The 18,039-nt window shown below is 38.7% G+C and carries 16 protein-coding genes and 2 pseudogenes; 13 read left to right on the forward strand and 5 right to left on the reverse strand.

The features are described 5' to 3' along the window. A pseudogene (locus tag JCM10991_RS15345) lies at positions 1 to 615 on the forward strand (hypothetical protein); the annotation flags it as partial. 325 nt (positions 616 to 940) lie between these two features. Here JCM10991_RS15345 and aroD read toward each other — a convergent pair. The 4 genes from aroD to JCM10991_RS02765 all read right to left on the reverse strand — a co-directional run bounded on the left by aroD (position 941) and on the right by JCM10991_RS02765 (position 5,348). Next, positions 941 to 1,696, reverse strand: coding sequence for a type I 3-dehydroquinate dehydratase (gene aroD, locus JCM10991_RS02750; RefSeq protein ID WP_025020477.1), 756 nt, complete (start codon positions 1,694 to 1,696; stop codon positions 941 to 943). Between the two features lies 1 nt (position 1,697). Beyond that, positions 1,698 to 2,576, reverse strand: coding sequence for a shikimate dehydrogenase (locus tag JCM10991_RS02755; protein WP_023859934.1), 879 nt, complete (start codon positions 2,574 to 2,576; stop codon positions 1,698 to 1,700). Positions 2,577 to 2,633: 57 nt separating this feature from the next. Further along, positions 2,634 to 4,328 (reverse strand): FAD-dependent oxidoreductase, encoded by a 1,695-nt coding sequence (locus JCM10991_RS02760; protein WP_025020479.1) that lies wholly within the window; start codon positions 4,326 to 4,328, stop codon positions 2,634 to 2,636. Between the two features lie 129 nt (positions 4,329 to 4,457). Continuing rightward, the gene (locus JCM10991_RS02765; protein WP_025020480.1) at positions 4,458 to 5,348 is read right to left on the reverse strand and encodes a LysR family transcriptional regulator; all 891 of its coding nucleotides are present in this window, start codon (positions 5,346 to 5,348) and stop codon (positions 4,458 to 4,460) included. A gap of 162 nt (positions 5,349 to 5,510) precedes the next feature. Here JCM10991_RS02765 and JCM10991_RS02770 point away from each other — a divergent pair, with 162 nt between their 5' ends. From JCM10991_RS02770 to JCM10991_RS12365, 11 genes and pseudogenes are all read left to right on the forward strand, one after another. Then, positions 5,511 to 6,350, forward strand: coding sequence for a sugar phosphate isomerase/epimerase family protein (locus JCM10991_RS02770; RefSeq protein WP_023859937.1), 840 nt, complete (start codon positions 5,511 to 5,513; stop codon positions 6,348 to 6,350). Positions 6,351 to 6,365: 15 nt separating this feature from the next. Continuing rightward, positions 6,366 to 7,193 carry an SDR family NAD(P)-dependent oxidoreductase gene (locus tag JCM10991_RS02775; RefSeq protein WP_025020481.1) on the forward strand — a complete coding sequence of 276 codons (828 nt, stop codon included), beginning with the start codon at positions 6,366 to 6,368 and terminating at the stop codon, positions 7,191 to 7,193. A gap of 77 nt (positions 7,194 to 7,270) precedes the next feature. Beyond that, positions 7,271 to 8,464 (forward strand): MFS transporter, encoded by a 1,194-nt coding sequence (locus tag JCM10991_RS02780; RefSeq protein ID WP_025020482.1) that lies wholly within the window; start codon positions 7,271 to 7,273, stop codon positions 8,462 to 8,464. Positions 8,465 to 8,643: 179 nt separating this feature from the next. Continuing rightward, entirely contained in the window at positions 8,644 to 9,558 is a 915-nt protein-coding gene (locus JCM10991_RS02785; protein ID WP_025020483.1) for an alpha/beta hydrolase, read from the forward strand. Positions 9,559 to 9,575: 17 nt separating this feature from the next. Further along, positions 9,576 to 10,661, forward strand: coding sequence for an SLC13 family permease (locus JCM10991_RS12360; RefSeq protein ID WP_202813090.1), 1,086 nt, complete (start codon positions 9,576 to 9,578; stop codon positions 10,659 to 10,661). Continuing rightward, a complete protein-coding gene (locus JCM10991_RS15630) occupies positions 10,658 to 10,849 on the forward strand; it encodes a hypothetical protein (RefSeq protein WP_202813091.1) in 192 nt (63 codons plus the stop codon). The genes JCM10991_RS12360 and JCM10991_RS15630 overlap by 4 nt, the downstream gene beginning before the upstream one ends. Before the next feature lie 53 nt (positions 10,850 to 10,902). Continuing rightward, on the forward strand, positions 10,903 to 11,733 hold the full coding sequence (locus JCM10991_RS02795) for a DUF5067 domain-containing protein (RefSeq protein ID WP_025020484.1): 831 nt from the start codon (positions 10,903 to 10,905) through the stop codon (positions 11,731 to 11,733). Positions 11,734 to 12,158: 425 nt separating this feature from the next. After that, positions 12,159 to 12,581, forward strand: a complete 423-nt coding sequence (locus tag JCM10991_RS02805) for an OsmC family protein (RefSeq protein ID WP_025020486.1) — start codon at positions 12,159 to 12,161, stop codon at positions 12,579 to 12,581. 15 nt (positions 12,582 to 12,596) lie between these two features. Further along, a complete protein-coding gene (locus JCM10991_RS02810; RefSeq protein ID WP_025020487.1) occupies positions 12,597 to 14,210 on the forward strand; it encodes a peptide ABC transporter substrate-binding protein in 1,614 nt (537 codons plus the stop codon). Between the two features lie 157 nt (positions 14,211 to 14,367). Further along, entirely contained in the window at positions 14,368 to 14,529 is a 162-nt protein-coding gene (locus JCM10991_RS14790) for a zinc-ribbon domain-containing protein (RefSeq protein ID WP_081781927.1), read from the forward strand. 441 nt (positions 14,530 to 14,970) lie between these two features. Further along, positions 14,971 to 16,292 (forward strand): annotated as a pseudogene (locus JCM10991_RS12365) (MATE family efflux transporter). A 65-nt stretch (positions 16,293 to 16,357) separates the two neighbouring features. On the opposite strand, the gene JCM10991_RS02825 reads toward JCM10991_RS12365, so the two are convergent. Then, positions 16,358 to 17,083, reverse strand: a complete 726-nt coding sequence (locus JCM10991_RS02825) for an alpha/beta fold hydrolase (RefSeq protein WP_025020488.1) — start codon at positions 17,081 to 17,083, stop codon at positions 16,358 to 16,360. 311 nt (positions 17,084 to 17,394) lie between these two features. Here JCM10991_RS02825 and JCM10991_RS02830 point away from each other — a divergent pair, with 311 nt between their 5' ends. Further along, entirely contained in the window at positions 17,395 to 18,003 is a 609-nt protein-coding gene (locus JCM10991_RS02830; RefSeq protein WP_025020489.1) for a DedA family protein, read from the forward strand. Positions 18,004 to 18,039: the final 36 nt, after the last annotated feature.

Below are 18,039 nucleotides of genomic sequence, written 5' to 3' on the forward strand. Positions count from 1 at the left end.
AAAGCTGATAATATTAGCGTAGTGGTTTCACAAAATTTCCAACAAAACGGTTTCTCTAATTTACCTAAAGCTATTTTAAACGCCTTTACCTACGCTGGGTTCCAATGTGTAACTTTACCAACCATTATCGCTTGTGGAAAAGTTTTTCAGGGACAAAAGAATTACGGTGAAAAGAAATCTATGTGGGTTTCTTTCGTAATGAACACCGTTGCTTTAGGAATGGCTGTTATCATGTTGATGAGTTACCAAGGTATTTACTCCAAGAGTGAAGCAGGCTTAACTTTACCGACTTTGACTTCTTTAGCATCTATGCACATGGATTGGATGATGATTGTCTACGGTATTACTTTAGTGTTATGTTTAATCTCGACCGGGGTTACGACAACGTTTGTCTTTGTGAGTCGTTTTGAAAATTCCAAGGTCGTGGCTAAAATTCAAAATCCTGTTCGTCGTCGCATAACAATTTCTGCCTTTATTATTATTTTATCCATGACCATTGCGTTAGCAGGTTTGACCAATATTATCAAATTCGGTTATGGTTACTGTGGTTATTTAGCCATTGCGATTGTAGTTATTCCATTTTTAACTATTGGAGTTTACAAGAACCGAAAATAAATTTGACCTAAAAAGGTAACAAAATAAGACCATAACTTCAAAAATGAGTTGTGGTCTTATTTTTAGTTAAAAAGGTCGCAACAATTAGCGCTAAACTTGGTTTGAAGGGAATATATCTTACCAAACCTTAGTTTCAAAATCGAGTAACTGAACATTTTTGGGGGTGACGAAACTCAAAAGTCAAGCTATTAACCGCATACCAAAAATGAGTAAACAAGTATAATATCCAAGACCTAAACGACCTTCTACCAATGCTCACTTGGACTAATTAACCGAGTAGCTAGCAAAAAAGCTGAAACTCTCAATTCGGAATTTCAGCTTTCTTCTAATTAAGTTTTAAATCTGCCATGTCGTGACGTAAATCTTCGAGGCTGATTTGACCTGGTGCCGAAGTCTTACCTACAGCGCCAAAGGTGAGGGCGGAACCAAAGACTTGCCCGGCAACCCGGCTTACTTTACCTAAGTCACCCATTGACATAGTAATAACAGGGATATCAAGATCTTCTTGTGCTCTATTAGTAGCGGTGAGTAAAGTTAGTACATCAGTGACGTTGTTTGGCATAGCTGCTAATTTCGCCACATCAGAGCCAAGTTCCGCCATTTCTTTAAGACGGCTAAAGATATCTGTTTCAGAAGGCGTTTTGTCGAAATCATGGTTTGACATAATGGTTTTTAGACCATTACGGTGCGCCAAGTCTAAAACTTGCTTAATTTCCTGGCGATCATGTTCGAGTTCGACGTCTAAGAGGTCTGCCATCTTGCCTTTTGCAATTACTTGGCAAAGTTGGAAATATTGGTCATCAGCTAAAGTTAGGTTTCCACCTTCACCTTTTGTCCGGAAAGTCATAAGAAGGGCAATATCACCTAAAACTTCACGAATAGCCGTAGCTGTTTGACCTAATTTATCGTAGTCAGTTACATCTTGATAGAAATCAATCCGCCATTCGACAACATCAGGCTTTAAAGCAGCGACAGTTCGGGCTTGTTTGACAAGTGCTTCACGGTCTGTATCCACCAAAGGAACGGCAATTTTAGGAATACCTTGGCCAAGAGTAATATTACGAACTTGAACTGTTTTCATATTATTCACCATCTTTAAAGAGTAATTCACGAATGTAATCAACCGGCATATCTTCACCAGTCCATAACTTGAAGGCTTCGGCACCTTGTTCAAGCATCATACCTAAACCATTGAAGACATGTTCAACACCCGCTTCTTTAGCCACTTTCATTAGCTTAGTTTCCCGTGGTGCATAAACAGTATCATAAACAATCATATCCTTGTGGAACCATGAGGGATCATTAACCAATGACATGTCTTCAAGTGGTTTCATACCGACCCCGGTTGCATCACAATAAATATCACAATCAGCAATCGCTTGCTTAAAGTCTTCTTGATCTTCTAAGCGATGAAGGGTAGCCTTGCAATCCGTCTTTTCATTGATAATCTCAACATTCTTCTTAGCTTGTTCCCATTGAGGGTCATTTTCACGGTTGAAAATGGCAATTTCAGCCACACCATCTAAAGCAGCTTGAATGGCAATTGGAGTACCGGCACCACCAGCACCTGCTAAAGTCATCTTCTTGCCGATAATGTTAAGTCCTTCATCTTCAAGTGATTTCATGAAACCAGTTCCGTCAGTTGTGTAACCAGTTAAGACGCCGTTGTCGTTGACGATGGTGTTAACTGCACCAGTCATTTCTGAAGCAGGAGATAATTTGTCTAAATAAGGCAAAATCTTTTGCTTATTAGGCATGGAAACGTTAGAACCGCGCATGTCTAATGTCCGAATAGCATCCACAGCTTTTTCCAATTTTTCGTTGTCAATTTCAAAAGCTAAGTAAGCATAGTTTAGGCCTAACTTAGCGAATGCGTGGTTATGCATTGTAGGTGACATTGAGTGGCGAATGGGGTATGCCATCAAACCAATAAGTAATGTGTGTCCGTCAATTCTTTCCATGATAAATTCCTCCTAGAAATTTGATTATTTTAATTTAATAATTAGTTAGCATATTATTTAGGCTTGGCTTGCTTTTGTTCCAGCGACAAAACCAGAGGCAAAGCTCCAAGAGTTCATCATACTTGGCATGGAGTCGTGGCCGTTAGCACCGCCGACAATTTCCCCAGCAGCGTATAAGTTAGCTACTGGTTGATCACTTTCGTCCAAGAGTTGCATATCTTGGTTGGCCATGTAACCACCAAGGGTGGTTGCGAAACGGTCGCGTTGTTCAATCAAATAGTAAGTGTCGCCTTCAAAACTGTGTAAAAATTCTGGAGCACGTCCAAATTCTTCATCCTTATTATTGGCAACGTAACCTTCATAATCAGCAACAGTTTTTTCTAAGCCAGCAACATCGATACCCGCTTTTTGGGCAACTTCTTGTAAGCTACCTTCAACTAAAACAGGGCGCTTCTTGCCATCGTTTGCCAAGTATTCAGCAATTTCAGTCTCAGAGAAGTCGTGTAAGACCAAGAGCTTGTAGAACTCATCCCAAGTCCTTTGATCCATTAGTAAGTAAGCAACTTGACCATCTTGTTTGAGAACTTGATCACGTAACTTAGTGTAAACATCAGATTCGTTAACAATCCGCTTCCCGGCTTGGTTGACATAGATGGAACCCATATCAGTTGCTAATTTAGAAGCATAAGTGGTTAATTTGGCAATTCCAGGTTCAACTTCCAAACCGTGAGGGTAAACCTTGTACCAGTCTAAGTCGTGAGTTTTTAACTTCAACTCCTTAGCATAAGTGTAGGAATCACCCGTTGAAGTTAAGGGACCGTAATAGTTAATTCCATTGCCACGACCTTCATTATAAACTTTAGCCCCATAACCGCCGGCAGCTAAAATAATCTTATCTGCATAAATCTTAGTTTCGGAGTGCTTACCACCACACCATAGACCAGCTAAAGTGCCGTCGCTGTGTTTAAGTAAACCTTCTACCCGACAATCTGTTAAAATTGTGCCACCTTTGGCTTGGAAAGCTTTTGCTACTTTAGTGATAAATTCATAACTACTTGAAGTAGGTAATTCAATTTGACGTTCTACTGAGTGCTCTGGCGTTTGTGTTTGCGCCTTTTGGTAGTTTAAATCGGCAAAATCAGAAATGAAGTCGATAGCTTGGCCGATATTGTCTGCTAATAATTGGGATAATTCTGGGTAATTAGTATTTTTTGATTCATGTGCAATGTCGGCAGCTAAACGCTCTGCGGAATCTGCTTTGGAAGCATCACCAAAGATTTTAGCAGATACTTGCGAGCCAGTACCAACTACGTTTGAACCGTTTAAAATGGTAGCCCCGCCAAGGTAACCATTCTTTTCGACCAGAATAACTTTTTTACCCAAGCTTAAAGCTCGACTAGCAGCAACCAAACCAGCTCCACCAGAACCAACAACTAAAACATCAGTTGTAAATGTCTTTTCTTCTTTTGGCTTAGGAGCCGGAGCAGGAAAATCTATACCATTTTCCTTTAACGTCTTGTCAGCTGAATCTAAGATAGACTTAGTCATATCGCTGGCCCCAGAAATGGCATCAACTTTAAAAGATTGTTCGGTAAGAATATCTTCCTTTAATTGATTGAACACTTGTTTAAAAATAGCAGGCGTTTCAGAGTGTTTGTCGATGGTGACATCTTGAATTTTTTCATTTTGAACATCAACAGTTAGATCAATCTCCCCGTTATGTCCATGAGCTTTAACGGTATACTTACTCATTAGCAAAACCTCCTAATTTTTCATTGGTTTGTTATTTGTTTCACTAAATGTTTACAAGAAAATTGTAACCGCTTTTTATCGATAAATCTAATTGATTATTTTTGACTTTCTAAAGAAAAATTCTATGGATTAACAAATTAAGCATTTTTTCTTAACGTAAGCAATAAAGGACTGAGTTGCTGGACTTTGGTAATGTTCACGTAAAATAGCCATGTACAAGAAACGGTGCCATTGTGGGTAAGCAATGGGAATTTTCTTCAATTCCAAATCGTCAAGGTTATCTAGTTGAGGTACAATCCCAATCCCAAAACCCGCGGCAACTAATCCCGCAACTTCCACGTCTTCAGAAACAGAATAGGAGGATTCAGGATGTTGACCACATAAGTTATAAAGATGATTTAATTCGTTAGCTAGACCGGTATTATTAGCGTAAGTAATATGAGGATAGGCAAAGGTATCTTGCAAATTAATAGACTTTCGATTAGCTAGTGGATGATCTTTAGGAGTGATTAAATAAAGTTTTTGTTCCAAAATTGGATAGTAGATAATATCATCCTGATCATCAACTTTAGAGCAGAAGCAAATATCATATTTTTCTTGTCGTAAGCCTTCTATCATAGCCTGAGAAAAACCTGGGGTGGGGGCAAATTCAAAGTTTATTTCTTGGTCATGAACCTCATCTAAAAATTCTCGTAACAATTTAGGGAGAAAAGATGAACCTAGAGTTCTTAAAGAAGTTATCCTAATGCTATTATTTTCCTGATCTAAATGATGGATTTTTTCAACTGCCTGATTTAAAATTTCCAAGGCTTTATTGCTTTCTTTAACAAAAATTTTGCCACGTTCAGTTAACTTTACATTACGCCCGACTTTTTCGAAAAGAGTGGCATCAATCTGTGTTTCCAAGGTTTTTATAGCATACGATAAAGTTGGTTGGGTAATGTTAAGAATTTCCGCAGCTTGTGTATAGTTTTCGGTTTGTGCTAACACCGCAAGATATTGAAGTTGGACTAAATTCATAAAAAATTCCTTTCTTTCATTGTCAACAAAAACGTTAATCTATAGAAATTTTAAATCTATTACACGAATAAATCAATTAGATTTTTTCTTGAAAACGATTTATATTATACGTGTCAGAAAGATTGATAATAAAATCACAAAATATCCAAGGAGGAATTTCTTATGAGTAAATCACATCCAATTACTGTTAGTTCATGGACACTAGGTGACCAATGTAGTTTCGAAGATCGAGTAAAAGCAGCTGCTAATGCTGGATACGATGGCATCGGTTTACGAGCAGAAACTTACGTTGACGCTTTAAACGAAGGTTTAAGCGATCAAGATATTCTTGATATTTTGGCTAAGTACAACGTGAAGTGCACTGAAGTTGAATATATCGTTCAATGGTGTGAAGAACCACGCTCTTACGAACAAAAATATAAGGAACAAGCTTGTTTTCACATGTGTGATTTGTTTGGGGTAGAACACATTAACACTGGTTTAATGGAAGATTACTCCGTAGAGTACACTGCTAAGAAATTGCAAGAATTAGCTGCTCGGGCAGGTAAGTACATTATCGCCTTAGAACCAATGCCATACAGCGGAATGAACAACCTTAAGAAAACTTGGGACATTGTGCAAACTGCAAACTGCGACAACGTACGTATGTTGCTTGATACTTGGCACTGGTTTAGAGCTGGGCAACCATATGATTTGTTAACTAAAGAACAAGCTAAGTTAGTTATTTCAATCCAATTAGATGACGCCTACCAACGTCCGTACGCCCAATCTATCTTACGTGATGAATCAATGCATGATCGCTTGGCACCCGGAACAGGGGATGCTGACACCGTAGCCTTTGTGAAGATGATTAAGGATGCTGGAGTTGATCCTAAGGTAATTGGGGTTGAAGTGATTTCAGACCAATATATGGCTAAAGGTATCGACTGGGTGGCTAAATACACTTATGACAACACCGTTAAGGTTCTAGAAGAAGCTTGGCCAGAAATTTTGAAGGATTAAGAGGAGGATAAAAGTATGACTGAATGGTTAGGATTAAAAGATAAAGTTGTCGTTGTTACTGGTGCTGTCGGTGGTATGGGAACTAAGTTTACCGAAGACTTTGCTAGTCAAGGAGCAAATGTAGTTTTAATGGACTTAATTACTGATAAGCTTGAAGCTCGTGCTAAAGAATTGGCTGACAAGTATGGTGTAAAAACTTTAGCTATTACAGCTAATTCAACTAATGAAGATGACATTAATACTGCCGTAGCTAAAGTGGTTGAAACATTTGGTCGTGTTGATGTTTTGGTTAACACGGCTGCTATCTTGCGTTTCTCACCATTAGAAGACTTGTCCGTTGACGAATGGAAGACTGCTGTTAATATTAATTTGAATGGCTACTTCATTACTTCCCAAGCTTTTGGTAAACAAATGATTAAGCAAAAGAAGGGAACGATGGTTCACATTTCAACTGTGGCTGGTATTTTCCCTGAAACGTACTCTGGTGCTTACTCCACAACTAAGGCCGGGGTCTTGATGATGTCTAAACAAATGGCTGCTGAATGGGGGCAATTTGGGATTCGGAGTAACTGTGTTCTTCCATGTTTGGTTGAAACGCCATTGTCTCATGACTTCTATACCGACCCTGAAGTTGAAAAAGGGCGTTCCCGTTTAGTTGCAAGCAAACGGATTGGTAAGCTTGAAGATATTTCTAATGCTGTTTTATACCTAGCTAGTGATCGTTCAGATTACACTAATGGAGAAGAGTTACGTGTTGATGGTGGGTTAGGTATTATGATGCAAGACATGATTCCTAAGCCAGGTGGTCGCCGTCAATATGCGATTGACCACCACAAGAAATAAACTGTTCTAAAACGGTGTTGAGGCAGGCGTTTGAAAGAAGTTGCCTGCCTCTTTTTTTAAAGACAGAGGTGTTATTTATGAAAAAAACAAACTATGCTGGTGTTGCAACATCGGTTTATATTAACTTCGCCATTGTGGGGATGGCAACAATCTTCATCTCCCAATATAGCACTTATTTCCAAGAAGCATGGCATACTGACGTTAAAGGAATTTCTTTAGTCCTGGCAGCCGTTGGTTTAGGACGGGTGTTCACAATTTTTCCAGCTGGAACAATTTCCGATAAACTAGGTCGAAAGAAAACAATGACTATCGCCATGATGTCTGACATTATCTTCTTATTAGGAGCAGCTTTTGCTCACAATGTGTACATGGCTGCTATCGCTGCTTTATTCTTTGGTTTTACCAATTCATTTGGGGACACATCTTGTTATCCTGCCTTAACAGATGCTTTCCCAACGCGGGCAGCATCTATGAATTCCTTGGTCAAGGCTTTCATGTCCCTAGCACAATTCCTTTTCCCATTTTGGGTATCTACGGTAACCAATGCGACTGTAACCGCCATATGTTTGGCTATTTTCTTGGCTTTAGATATGGTCTTTATGTGGAAAGTACAATTTGCTTCTCAAGATAAAACAGAGCAATTAGCAGAAATTAAGGAAGAAGAAGGGCAAAGAGGAGTTGACGGACCACAACCATCTATGGCTTTAGATGGATCCTTATTGATTGCTATGGGCTTTACCATCTGTTTTACTTTCTATGTATTTTCCCAATATTTACCAAACTTTGGGATTAACGTGTTAAAGGTTAGCCCTGAACAAGCTAAAACATTGGTTTCCTTCTACGCTATGGCTTCAATGATTTCTGTATTTGTAACCGCCATTTTAGTTACTAAAATAAAGCAATTGTTTTTAATCTTAATTTACGGTACGATTGCCGCTTGTGCTTTATTCATGATGATTTTAGCTCCATCATTGACGACCGCTCGGATCGGAAGTGCTTTATTAGGTTTCTTCGCTGCCGGAGGGATTTGGCAAGTTGGTTTAGCAATTTTAACCAGCTACTTCCCAACCGGTAACGGAAAGCTAACTTCCTACTACTCATTTATGGCTTCTGTGACTTACTTCGTTGGTCCTTTGGTATCAAGTTTCGTGATTAGTAATACTGCAGAAAGTGTTTTGGCTGTTTTTTGGATTACGGCAATTATTGCAGCCATAACGATTGTTTTAGCCGCAATCTTACTCTTCCGGCAAAATAAATACAAGTTTGGCTAAAACAACATTTTCAGATCCGACTTAGTCGGGTCTTTTTTTATCGTTTCAATAGAGAGTTTGAATAATTTAAATAATTTATTTAATTAGTAGAAAGCGTTACCACGAGTTAAACTTGATATATAAGTTAAATTAATCACAAGTAAAATAAAAATATATCTATAGAATAGGAGTTGATTTAGATGGTTAAGATGATTACAGATTTCGAAAAATTCGCAGCTAAACTATTAAATAGTGATGGTGAGCACAAACTTAAAGCGACTGGTAAGGAAATGTATGGCTTATACAAACCAGATGTTGTTTATGAAACAATTGATGGTGTAGAAAGAACCTTACAAATGGTAGTACCTGAAACCAAGGAAGACAACCAACAAAAGTATCCTTTACTTCTTTGGGTACAAGGTTCAGCTTGGTTTAAGCAAGATAACTATAAACGGATAACCGTCATGTCACGCTTAGCTCAAGCGGGGTTTGTTACGGGAATTCTACAATATCGTGAATCAAGTATTGCTGAATTTCCAGCCCCTGTGCAAGATACCAAAGCTGGTTTGCGTTATTTGCGAGCTCATGCTGAGGAATTTAAGATAGATACCAATAATGTTTTTATTTTAGGTGATTCAAGTGGTGGTAACACGGCTTTACTTACTGCTTTCACGCAAGACGATGGCCGTTTAGATTCAGATTTATACCGTGATTACTCAGCACAGGTAAACGCCGTCGTCGCCTTTAATCCAGTGATTAATATCTGTATTCCTGAAGATTTTCCAACTACACCAAATGCAGGACAACCTGATTCACCTGAAGGGCAAGAAATTGGTCATCTAAATACTTTGGAAAATCCAGAAATTTCCGCCAAGGTTAACGTTGATACTTACGTCACTGCCGATGCACAATTGCCACCAACTCTTGTAATGCATGGTACAGCTGATACGACTGTCTCTTGTCGTCAAAGCATCCTACTTTACCAAAAAATGCTCCAAATGGACAAAGAAATTGAGTTTTATTTAATTGAAGGGGCTGAACACGGGGATGTAGCCTATTATACCGATGAAAATCTCGCTCGAGTCTTAGAATTTATTAAAAAGCACATCAAATAGTAAAGGAGAAGATGCTCATGACATTACTAATGGCAATTCTACTGATTATCATCGTAGTTATCACCGTTGTGACCGATAAAGTGTTTAATTTTGTGTTACTAACGGTACCAATTATCTTTGCCTTTATTTTAGGCGACAATATCTTTAAAGTCTCAACTTATGTCGTTACACAGTTCGCATCCCTGATGCAGTCAACTGGTTTTATGCTCTTATTTGCCTTTTTGTATTTTACTATGTTGACCAAAACGGGGATGTTTAATACCATCGTTAATTTCATCACTTCCAAAGTTAAGATGAATGCCGTGGTTTTAATGATTTTGACCACTTTAATTGGGGGCTTTTCAATTTTGACTGGGAACTTTACTCCCGCTTATCTGATTACCTTCCCAATTTTGTTACCTCTATACAAGAAGTTCAATGTTGATCGCGGCGACGCCTTTATGATTGCCCAAACCGCGATGTCTGCCATGTGCTTTATTCCTTGGGGCATTGGGATGGCTTACACAGCATCTTCTGCCGGCTTAAATGCCACCCACTTGTCCAAAGAAGGAATGTGGTGGGGATTATGTTTTATTCCTGTCATCGTCTTACAATTAATTTACTTTGCCATGCGCCATAAGAAAATTAACGGGACTTTTGGGGCAGTTAATCACGAAGAAACAGCCCAAGAAAAGCAAGAAGAAGCCGAATTTGAACGGCCAAAGATGCTTTGGATTAACCTTGTGATTTTCGTGATTGTGATGATTGCCTTGGGAATCTTCCAGATTGCTCCTTACCTGGTCTTTATCTTTGCGACTGTGGTAACCGCCATGCTCAATTACCCTAAAGACTACAGCAAGATTTTTGCAGAAGTTGGTCCTATGTATGTCAACATTTTGATTATGTTACTGGCAATCAATGTTTACCAAGCAATCTTTAATAATACAGGGATGGTCAAGGCTTTATCCGATGCCTTGATTCAATATACACCACACTTCTTATTGCACTACCTAAGCATTATTATGTTGCTGTTGTGTACGATATTCCCTTCCAAATTTTTAACGCTTTGTACCCAATTTTCATCACCATTGGGGCAAGTTTTGGGATTCCAGCGGTTGCGATGATTGCACCATTTATCTGCAACCTTTCCTTAGCAACTTCTGTCACTCCAACCAACTCCTCGACTTACATCGGGGCCGGGCTCTTAGATTTGGATGTTCCTTCCTACACCAAGCGTGCCGTCCCAATCATGACGGTCACAAACGCCTTAGTCATCCTGGTCGCCGCCGTCACCGGAGTTTTGCACATTTAATAATTTGATGAATTGCGTGTGATATAATGAAAAGTAAGGGGGACATAGATATTATGAAAAAAGTAATTTTATTAGGTATGTCTGCTTTAACAGCTTTATCATTATCGGCTTGTCAAAGTAGAAAGCAAAATTCAAGTAACTCGAGCTCGGCTCAAGTTTCATCGATTTCAGAAAAGAAGAATAAAAAGTGGAGTTATAAACACGGTAAGATTATTACCAATGATCAAACTTTCAAGCAAACCAAATCTCAACTGGCTAGTTCCGCTGACGGTAAGGAATTTTTGATTTTATCTTATGATGTAACGAATACATCCAAAAAAGATCAAGTATCAACAGTACTTAAATCGATTGTGGAACCATCCCAAAACGGGAAAAAACTCCAAAGTGTTGAAAGTGATTTTCCAGAAAATGATGCTTTAAAAACGCAGGTTAAAAATCTAGAAAAGAAGCTACAACCCAGTGAAACAACGACAGTGTCTTTAATTTATAAATTGATCGACCAAAGTGAAGTGACTCTGAAGTATAAGGGAGAAATGTATCAAAAAATCGGCAGTTCTAAACTTGATGTAACTGATTTATCCCAAATGGAAGTCCAAGCTTCTTCTTCAGCTCAGTCAGGCTACGACCAACCATCTACTGCTAGTCAAGCTTCTACTACGACGGATACAAGTAGTGTAGAGGATGATGGTGACACATATGTTGATGAAGATGACGGGGAAAGTTACGAGGACGATAGTTCGGCCTCTCTTAATTCAATATTAGAGCAATGGCACCGTGAAGAGCAAAGAGCTAATGAGTATCAACAAGATGAGAATGGTCAATGGTATCATGAAATTAACGGTAGTGCATATCCAGTGGATGCTCCACCAGCAGATTGGCCTTGATAGTAAAAGTCGGCAGAAATGTCGGCTTTTTGTTTATCAGCTATATTTTCGCAACAGGCTTCTTTTGCTATAATGGAGAAAAAGGGGGATGAATCTAATGTTATACACTTTAACTCAATTGGTCGTCTGTATCTTGTGTGTTGCCTCAACGGTTTACAGCTATAAAAATCGGGCCAAAGCCTTTAAAGTTGATGTGAAAAATGCTAGACGCAATATTATCATCAGTGCCATCGTCTTCATCTTAATGATTCTCGCAATTATAGCGCACTCATTAATACTCCAAATTTGTGTAGCACTTGCCTTAATCTGTGAATATCTACATGGAAGACTCCTTTACAAAAAAATTAAGTGAGTTTGATGGTTTTACTAACAAAAAATAAGTATCTGTGTTATACTTAGTAATAATTTATTCGGGAGGTAAGATTATGTCAAAATATGTTGTTTCTTCAAGTTTACGTAACATCGGTTATCAGGTTGGAACCCAAGCAGGCGTGCACCGCTTTTTAATTGATGAACCTGTCAATTTACGAGGAACAGATGCCGGTCCTAACCCGGTCCAATACCTTTTAGGGGCGGTCAACGGCTGTTTAGCGATTACAGCAGAATCTGTAGCTAAAAGACAAAAGCTCACCTTAGACAAATTTGATGTGCGTTCAGTCGGCAATATTGCCCGCTTTGAAGACGGCTCTTCAGCGGTTGACCACATTAAGGTCACTATCACTTTTAAAGCTGATATTGAAGGGCAAGCTAAAGAAGATTTCTTGGCTGAAACTCTAAAAAAATGTACCGTTCACAAGACCTTAGCACCAGGGGTCAAATTTGAATTCGACTTTATTCAAGAAGATTAACATGGGGAAAGTTTTATGCGTAAAATATCTAAGCTCTCAATTCCGTTAGCCTTGAGTTTGCTGGTTTTAGCTGCTTGTGGTAATAAAGACCAAGCCAGCCAAAAAACAACTTTAAATCTCATGCAATCCTCGGAATTAACTACTTTAGACAATACTAATCAAGCAACGATGCCAGAGTTTTCAACCTTAACCAATTTGGACGAAGGTTTGTACAAACTCAATAGCAATAATAAAGTTGTTCCGGCCATTGCGACTAAGATCGTCAAACCTACCAACAATGGCAAAACTTACACAATTAAGTTAAGAAAAGATGCGCGCTGGTCCAACGGGGACAAGGTTACAGCACAAGATTTTGTTTATTCTTGGCGACGGTCTGTTGATCCTAAGAATAAACCAGTTTACACTTATGTCTTCAGCGGTATCAAGAATGCGGATGCGATTGCAGCCGGGAAAATGTCCGTTGAAAAGTTAGGGATTCAAGCTAAGGGAAAATACACTTTGATGATTGAATTAGAACATCCGATTCAGTCTTTCAATAAGTTAGTTACCATGCCTACTTTCTTACCGCAAGACCACAAGTTCGTCCAAAAGGTTGGCACTCAAAAGTATGGAACCAGTGCGAAGACCACCGTCTCAAATGGGGCCTTTAAGATTACTAACTGGACGGGAACCAACACTAAGTACAAGTTAGTTAAAAATAAGTATTACTACGCTAAAGATAAGGTTAAGTTACAGACAATTAACTACCAAACCGTCAAGGACGATACTACTGCTTATAATTTATTTAAGACCGGTAAGCTTGACGATACAGTGGTCTCTGGCGTTGTCGCCCAAGGATTGCAAAATGACAAGAACATGAAAAAAATCCCACGGGCTTGGACTTACTACCTGCAAGTTAACCAAAGCGGAGATGCTCCGTTAAGTAATGCTAAATTACGGAAGGCAATTTCCTTAGTCTTAGATCGTAAGGAACTTACACAAAAGGTACTGGCTGATGGTTCCACGGCTGCTGGGGCCTTTGTTAGTCCTAAGACTGCCACCGACCCAACAACCGGCAAAGACTTTAGCTCTGAAGTGTCTGCCTCAACTAAGGCCAATGTCGCTCAAGCTAAGAAACTTTGGCAAGAAGGTTTAAATGAAAGTGGAAAATCTTCCATCACTTTAAACGTAATTGCTGAAGATACTAGTCAACAAAAGAAAGTCACGGAATACCTTCAATCGACCATCGAAAGTAAACTAAGTAACGTCACGGTAAATGTATCTAATCTACCATCAAAGTCCTTGTCTAACCGTAAGGCCGATGGCGATTTTGATTTATCATTGTGGTACTGGTTAGCTGATTATGCCGACCCAATTAACTACTTAGGAATCTTAACGAGTGGTAACTCGATGAATCCAGGTAAATATGCTGACAGTACTTACGACACTTACATCAAGAATGCCCAAAATGCTGGTAATCAAAAGACTTACTGGCAAAACTTGCAGAATGCGGAAAAACAACTCCAAAACTCAACAGGTATCATCCCACTTTATTATGTCAAAGAAGACCACATGGTGAAATCAAACTTAGCAGGGGTTAATTACCATACTGCCGGCTTTGCTGATTACACCCGGGCTTATTGGAAATAATTTTTAAGTTCTAGATTAATTTCTAGAACTTTTTTTGTTTAAATTTTCGAGAAAACGTTTTGCAATTTTAAATTTCTCTAAAGATGCGCTCTAACCCGCCTTAACAAACACGAAGTAAGCTTAGAAGTAGAGAAAAGTTTTATCGTGAGGTGATAATATGAATAAGCAAATTTTCTGTCCAAACTGTGGGCACGCTAACAATGCAGACGAAAAGTTTTGTGCCAATTGTGGCCAAAGTTTAGCAGATGTTGTGCAACCAACACCACCGACAGAAAATAACACTACTAGTCAAGCTAAGACTTGTCCAAATTGTGGGTAGGTTGTCGAAGCGGGGACTCTTTTCTGTGAAAACTGTGGGTTTAATTTAGCTAATGGACACAAAGGAGCCCGTGTTTCTGCTCGTAAGTCTAAAGGAAATAAAAAACCTTTGTATCTGGCTATAATACCTTCTTCAGTAACTAATATTAAAATGTACATCTGCGTTTTTATAACATTTGGAATTGTTCTATATTACGTACGGGAAGGAATTGTTCAAATATTCACATTGAAAAATTATATAACGGAATAATCAAAACATAGTTATTGAAATTTATTGCTCTACTCCATAGGTTTCACAATAAAAATATAATGTAAAAAAGACTTCAAATTCCTGTGTAATTCCAGTTTTGAATTTCACAGGAATTTTTTCATGAGAAAAATTTGACAGATAATGGTACAATAAGTATTTAGATTTTAAATACGAAGGGATGTTTCATACCTTATGGAAGAACTTTTTGAAAAGGCACCGGTTAAAAAGGTCTACTATCAATTGGCCTTGCCGGTGGTTTTCTCCATGGTCGTCTCCATGATCTATAACTTAGCTGATACCTTCTACGTTGCCAAAACCGGGAATACCGACCTGGTTGCCGGTGTCACAGTGGGCTCGCCACTTTTCACCTTTATGATTGCTGTCGGCGATATTTTTGGTTTAGGTGGGAGTGCCTTAATTTCGCGTCTTTTTGGGCAAAAACGCTATGAAGAAAGTAAACACGTATCAGCATTTTCATTTTATTGGGCTATTATTGTCACTGCAATTTTAACCGTGCTCTTATTAATCTTTGAAAGTCCTATCTTACACTTGATGGGGGCGACAAACGCTACGTATTCCTATGCAGCAGGCTTTTACCGGGTCTTAGTCCTGGGGTCAGTCTTTATCACTGTCTCCTTAGTCCCAGGAAATATGATTCGAACAGAAGGTTTGGCTGTAAAGTCCATGATTGCCACGATTGCTGGGACAGTCGCATGATTATCCTAGACCCCATTTTTCTTTTTATTTTCAACTGGGGCGCCAGTGGAGTTGCCTTTGCCAATGTCTTAGGTTACGCTTTAAACACCGGTTTATTAGTATGGTTCACTTACAAGGATAGCAAGTACCTATCCTTTAATATCAAGTACATCTCTTTGGGATGGCAACACATCAAAGATATCATCGCCATTGGGATTCCTGCTTCGATTACCAACTTCATGCAAACCTTTGCCATGGCTTTTCTAAATAACTACCTGGTTGTTTACGGAACAGATAAGGTGGCCGCTATGGGGATTACACAAAAGATTTACAGTATCGTAATTTTAGTCTTAGTAGGCTTTGCCTTTGGAGCACAACCACTAATCGGATACAACTATGGCGCTAAGAATGCCAAGCGTTTCCGTGAAATCTTACGCTACGATTTGAAAGTTGAAGTTGTTTATGCAATTGTAGGGGCCTTGATTTTAATCATCTTTGCGCCCATTATCGTTCGCCTCTTTATGAACCGGCCTGATATCATCACCAATGGTTCTTACATGTTGAGAGCTTGTGTCGCAACGACACCATTTATTGGAGCAATTTTAGTTTATACGACGGTTTTCCAATCAGCTAATATGGCTGGTAGTGCTTTAGCCATGTCAATTTCACGGCAAGGAATTGTTTATCTGATTACCATGATTGTTTTAGCTAAAGCATTTGGCTTACACGGGGTTATCTGGGCACAACCATTGGCTGATGTTATTACCTTTGCGATTGGTTTTATAATCTACCGTCACAATTTCAAGGATTTCAAATAAGTATGAAGAATCTTCTTCGGAAGGTTCTTTTTTTTTGCAAAAAAGCCCTTAGCAGAGCCAAGAGCTTAGTTAAAGTGCTTTTGTAACCACGAAATAATAGTTTGTGCAACTAATTTATTTTGTTGTTTACTGCTTATAGTAGCTTTTCCATCGCCTTTTTGATGACCGTAAGAGCCAAAACCTGAGTGATTTCCGCCATCAAGTGTTACGAAACTTGTCTGACGTGGAAGATAGATTTTGTTATGGCGATACTTTTTCCAGTTGAGAACTTTATCATGACCGGCTGTAATCGATAAAGCTGGGATATTGAGCTTTCTTAAGGAACCTTTTTGATCGGGATAACTGGCTAAAAAGAAAATTCCTTTAATTTGTTGTGAATGGTTAGCAGCATAGCGACTAGCCATGGCGCCACCTAAAGAATGACCTCCTAAAATAAATTGCTTAAGTTTTTGATTGTGGCTTATTTTTTGCGCCTTATTAGGAGAAAGCACCGCTAAATTAAGGGGAAAGTAGGCCAAATAGACATCATAGCCAGCTTGACTAACCCTTTTAATCCAAGGTGCATAACTCTTGGGCGCTACCAAACCACCGGGATAGAAGACAATGGTGGTTTGGTGCTTTTTACCTTGTGCTTTAAACAGGAGTCCTTGATGGGATGGTAGGACTTGAGCCTTTTGACTTGCTTTTAGTGCAACTTGACTAGGTTGGTAAGTTTTACTTTGGAGTAAACCATAACCCAAACCTAAAAGAGCCAAAATCGTTATGCAGACATACAGTAATTTCTTCTTCAAAAAAACAACTCCTCTAAAAAATGCAATGTAATAAGTATAGCATAGACAAGTTTTGATTTGTTATTTCTGTTTTGTAATAAATTCAAAAGACATTTTTTGAACTCAAAGTATATATTTAAACTCTAAATATAAAGTATATATTTAAACTCTAAATATATAGTAGATAAGAAAAAATACAAGTCCTCTATCAGATGTGGTGCAGGAAATTGTTAAAAATATTTGGAAGTCAGACGTAAGCTGGGGGATAATGCTTGCTTTTTCTGGAAATTAGGGCTATCTTAAAGTTAGAAAAAAGTGAAGGGGGCTTGCCAATGACAACAGCATTGATTACATTTTTACTTAGTAATTACGGTCTAAAGACTTATTTGATAATTTTCCTTTTTATCTTTGCAGAAACCGGGTTTATCTTCATGCCATTTTTGCCTGGAGATATGATGATCTTTTTGGCAGGTGTCTTTCTTGTCGGCCACCACGTTAGTCCATTATGGGTAATTTTAGCCTTTGCGTCGGCTGCAATTGCCGGTGACACGCTTAACTTTTCTCTTGGACGCAAATATGGCCGGCGTTTACTAGAAAAGCCTTTTATTCGTAAGTTCGTTAAAGACGAGCATTTAAAAAGGGCAGATGCGTTCTTTGAAAAACACGGTGGTCTAGCTGTTACCTTAGGGCGCTTTATTCCAGTCGTGCGAACCTTAATCCCATTTAACGCTGGTACCAGTAAGATGTCAAAGACAAGCTTCATGTTTTTTAACATTTTAGGTGGAGTAACTTGGATTAGTTTATTTGTGGCTGGAGGTTACTTCTTAGGTGGAGTAAATTTTGTCCAAGAATACTTCGAATTTATCGTCATTGGTTTCATTCTGGCTTGTGGTTTAGTAGCAGGTCTAGGCTATTTATTAAAGAAAAGAATTACAGTTTAAATCTAGGTGGAGACATCTGGATTTTTTATTTTGCAC

The organism is Ligilactobacillus equi DSM 15833 = JCM 10991, from assembly GCF_000615765.1.
GTDB lineage: Bacteria > Bacillota > Bacilli > Lactobacillales > Lactobacillaceae > Ligilactobacillus > Ligilactobacillus equi.

What these genes read in the sequence shown, in the direction of transcription:
- JCM10991_RS02780 (WP_025020482.1), top strand. Translation starts at nt 7,271, where the DNA reads ATGAAAAAAACAAACTATGCTGGTGTTGCAACATCGGTTTATATTAAC.
- JCM10991_RS02805 (WP_025020486.1), top strand. Translation starts at nt 12,159, where the DNA reads ATGTCAAAATATGTTGTTTCTTCAAGTTTACGTAACATCGGTTATCAG.
- JCM10991_RS02755 (WP_023859934.1), bottom strand. Translation starts at nt 2,576, where the DNA reads ATGGAAAGAATTGACGGACACACATTACTTATTGGTTTGATGGCATAC.
- JCM10991_RS12360 (WP_202813090.1), top strand. Translation starts at nt 9,576, where the DNA reads ATGACATTACTAATGGCAATTCTACTGATTATCATCGTAGTTATCACC.
- aroD (WP_025020477.1), bottom strand. Translation starts at nt 1,696, where the DNA reads ATGAAAACAGTTCAAGTTCGTAATATTACTCTTGGCCAAGGTATTCCT.
- JCM10991_RS02760 (WP_025020479.1), bottom strand. Translation starts at nt 4,328, where the DNA reads ATGAGTAAGTATACCGTTAAAGCTCATGGACATAACGGGGAGATTGAT.
- JCM10991_RS02810 (WP_025020487.1), top strand. Translation starts at nt 12,597, where the DNA reads ATGCGTAAAATATCTAAGCTCTCAATTCCGTTAGCCTTGAGTTTGCTG.
- JCM10991_RS02770 (WP_023859937.1), top strand. Translation starts at nt 5,511, where the DNA reads ATGAGTAAATCACATCCAATTACTGTTAGTTCATGGACACTAGGTGAC.
- JCM10991_RS02785 (WP_025020483.1), top strand. Translation starts at nt 8,644, where the DNA reads ATGGTTAAGATGATTACAGATTTCGAAAAATTCGCAGCTAAACTATTA.
- JCM10991_RS15630 (WP_202813091.1), top strand. Translation starts at nt 10,658, where the DNA reads ATGATTGCACCATTTATCTGCAACCTTTCCTTAGCAACTTCTGTCACT.
- JCM10991_RS02775 (WP_025020481.1), top strand. Translation starts at nt 6,366, where the DNA reads ATGACTGAATGGTTAGGATTAAAAGATAAAGTTGTCGTTGTTACTGGT.
- JCM10991_RS02795 (WP_025020484.1), top strand. Translation starts at nt 10,903, where the DNA reads ATGAAAAAAGTAATTTTATTAGGTATGTCTGCTTTAACAGCTTTATCA.
- JCM10991_RS02830 (WP_025020489.1), top strand. Translation starts at nt 17,395, where the DNA reads ATGACAACAGCATTGATTACATTTTTACTTAGTAATTACGGTCTAAAG.
- JCM10991_RS02765 (WP_025020480.1), bottom strand. Translation starts at nt 5,348, where the DNA reads ATGAATTTAGTCCAACTTCAATATCTTGCGGTGTTAGCACAAACCGAA.
- JCM10991_RS14790 (WP_081781927.1), top strand. Translation starts at nt 14,368, where the DNA reads ATGAATAAGCAAATTTTCTGTCCAAACTGTGGGCACGCTAACAATGCA.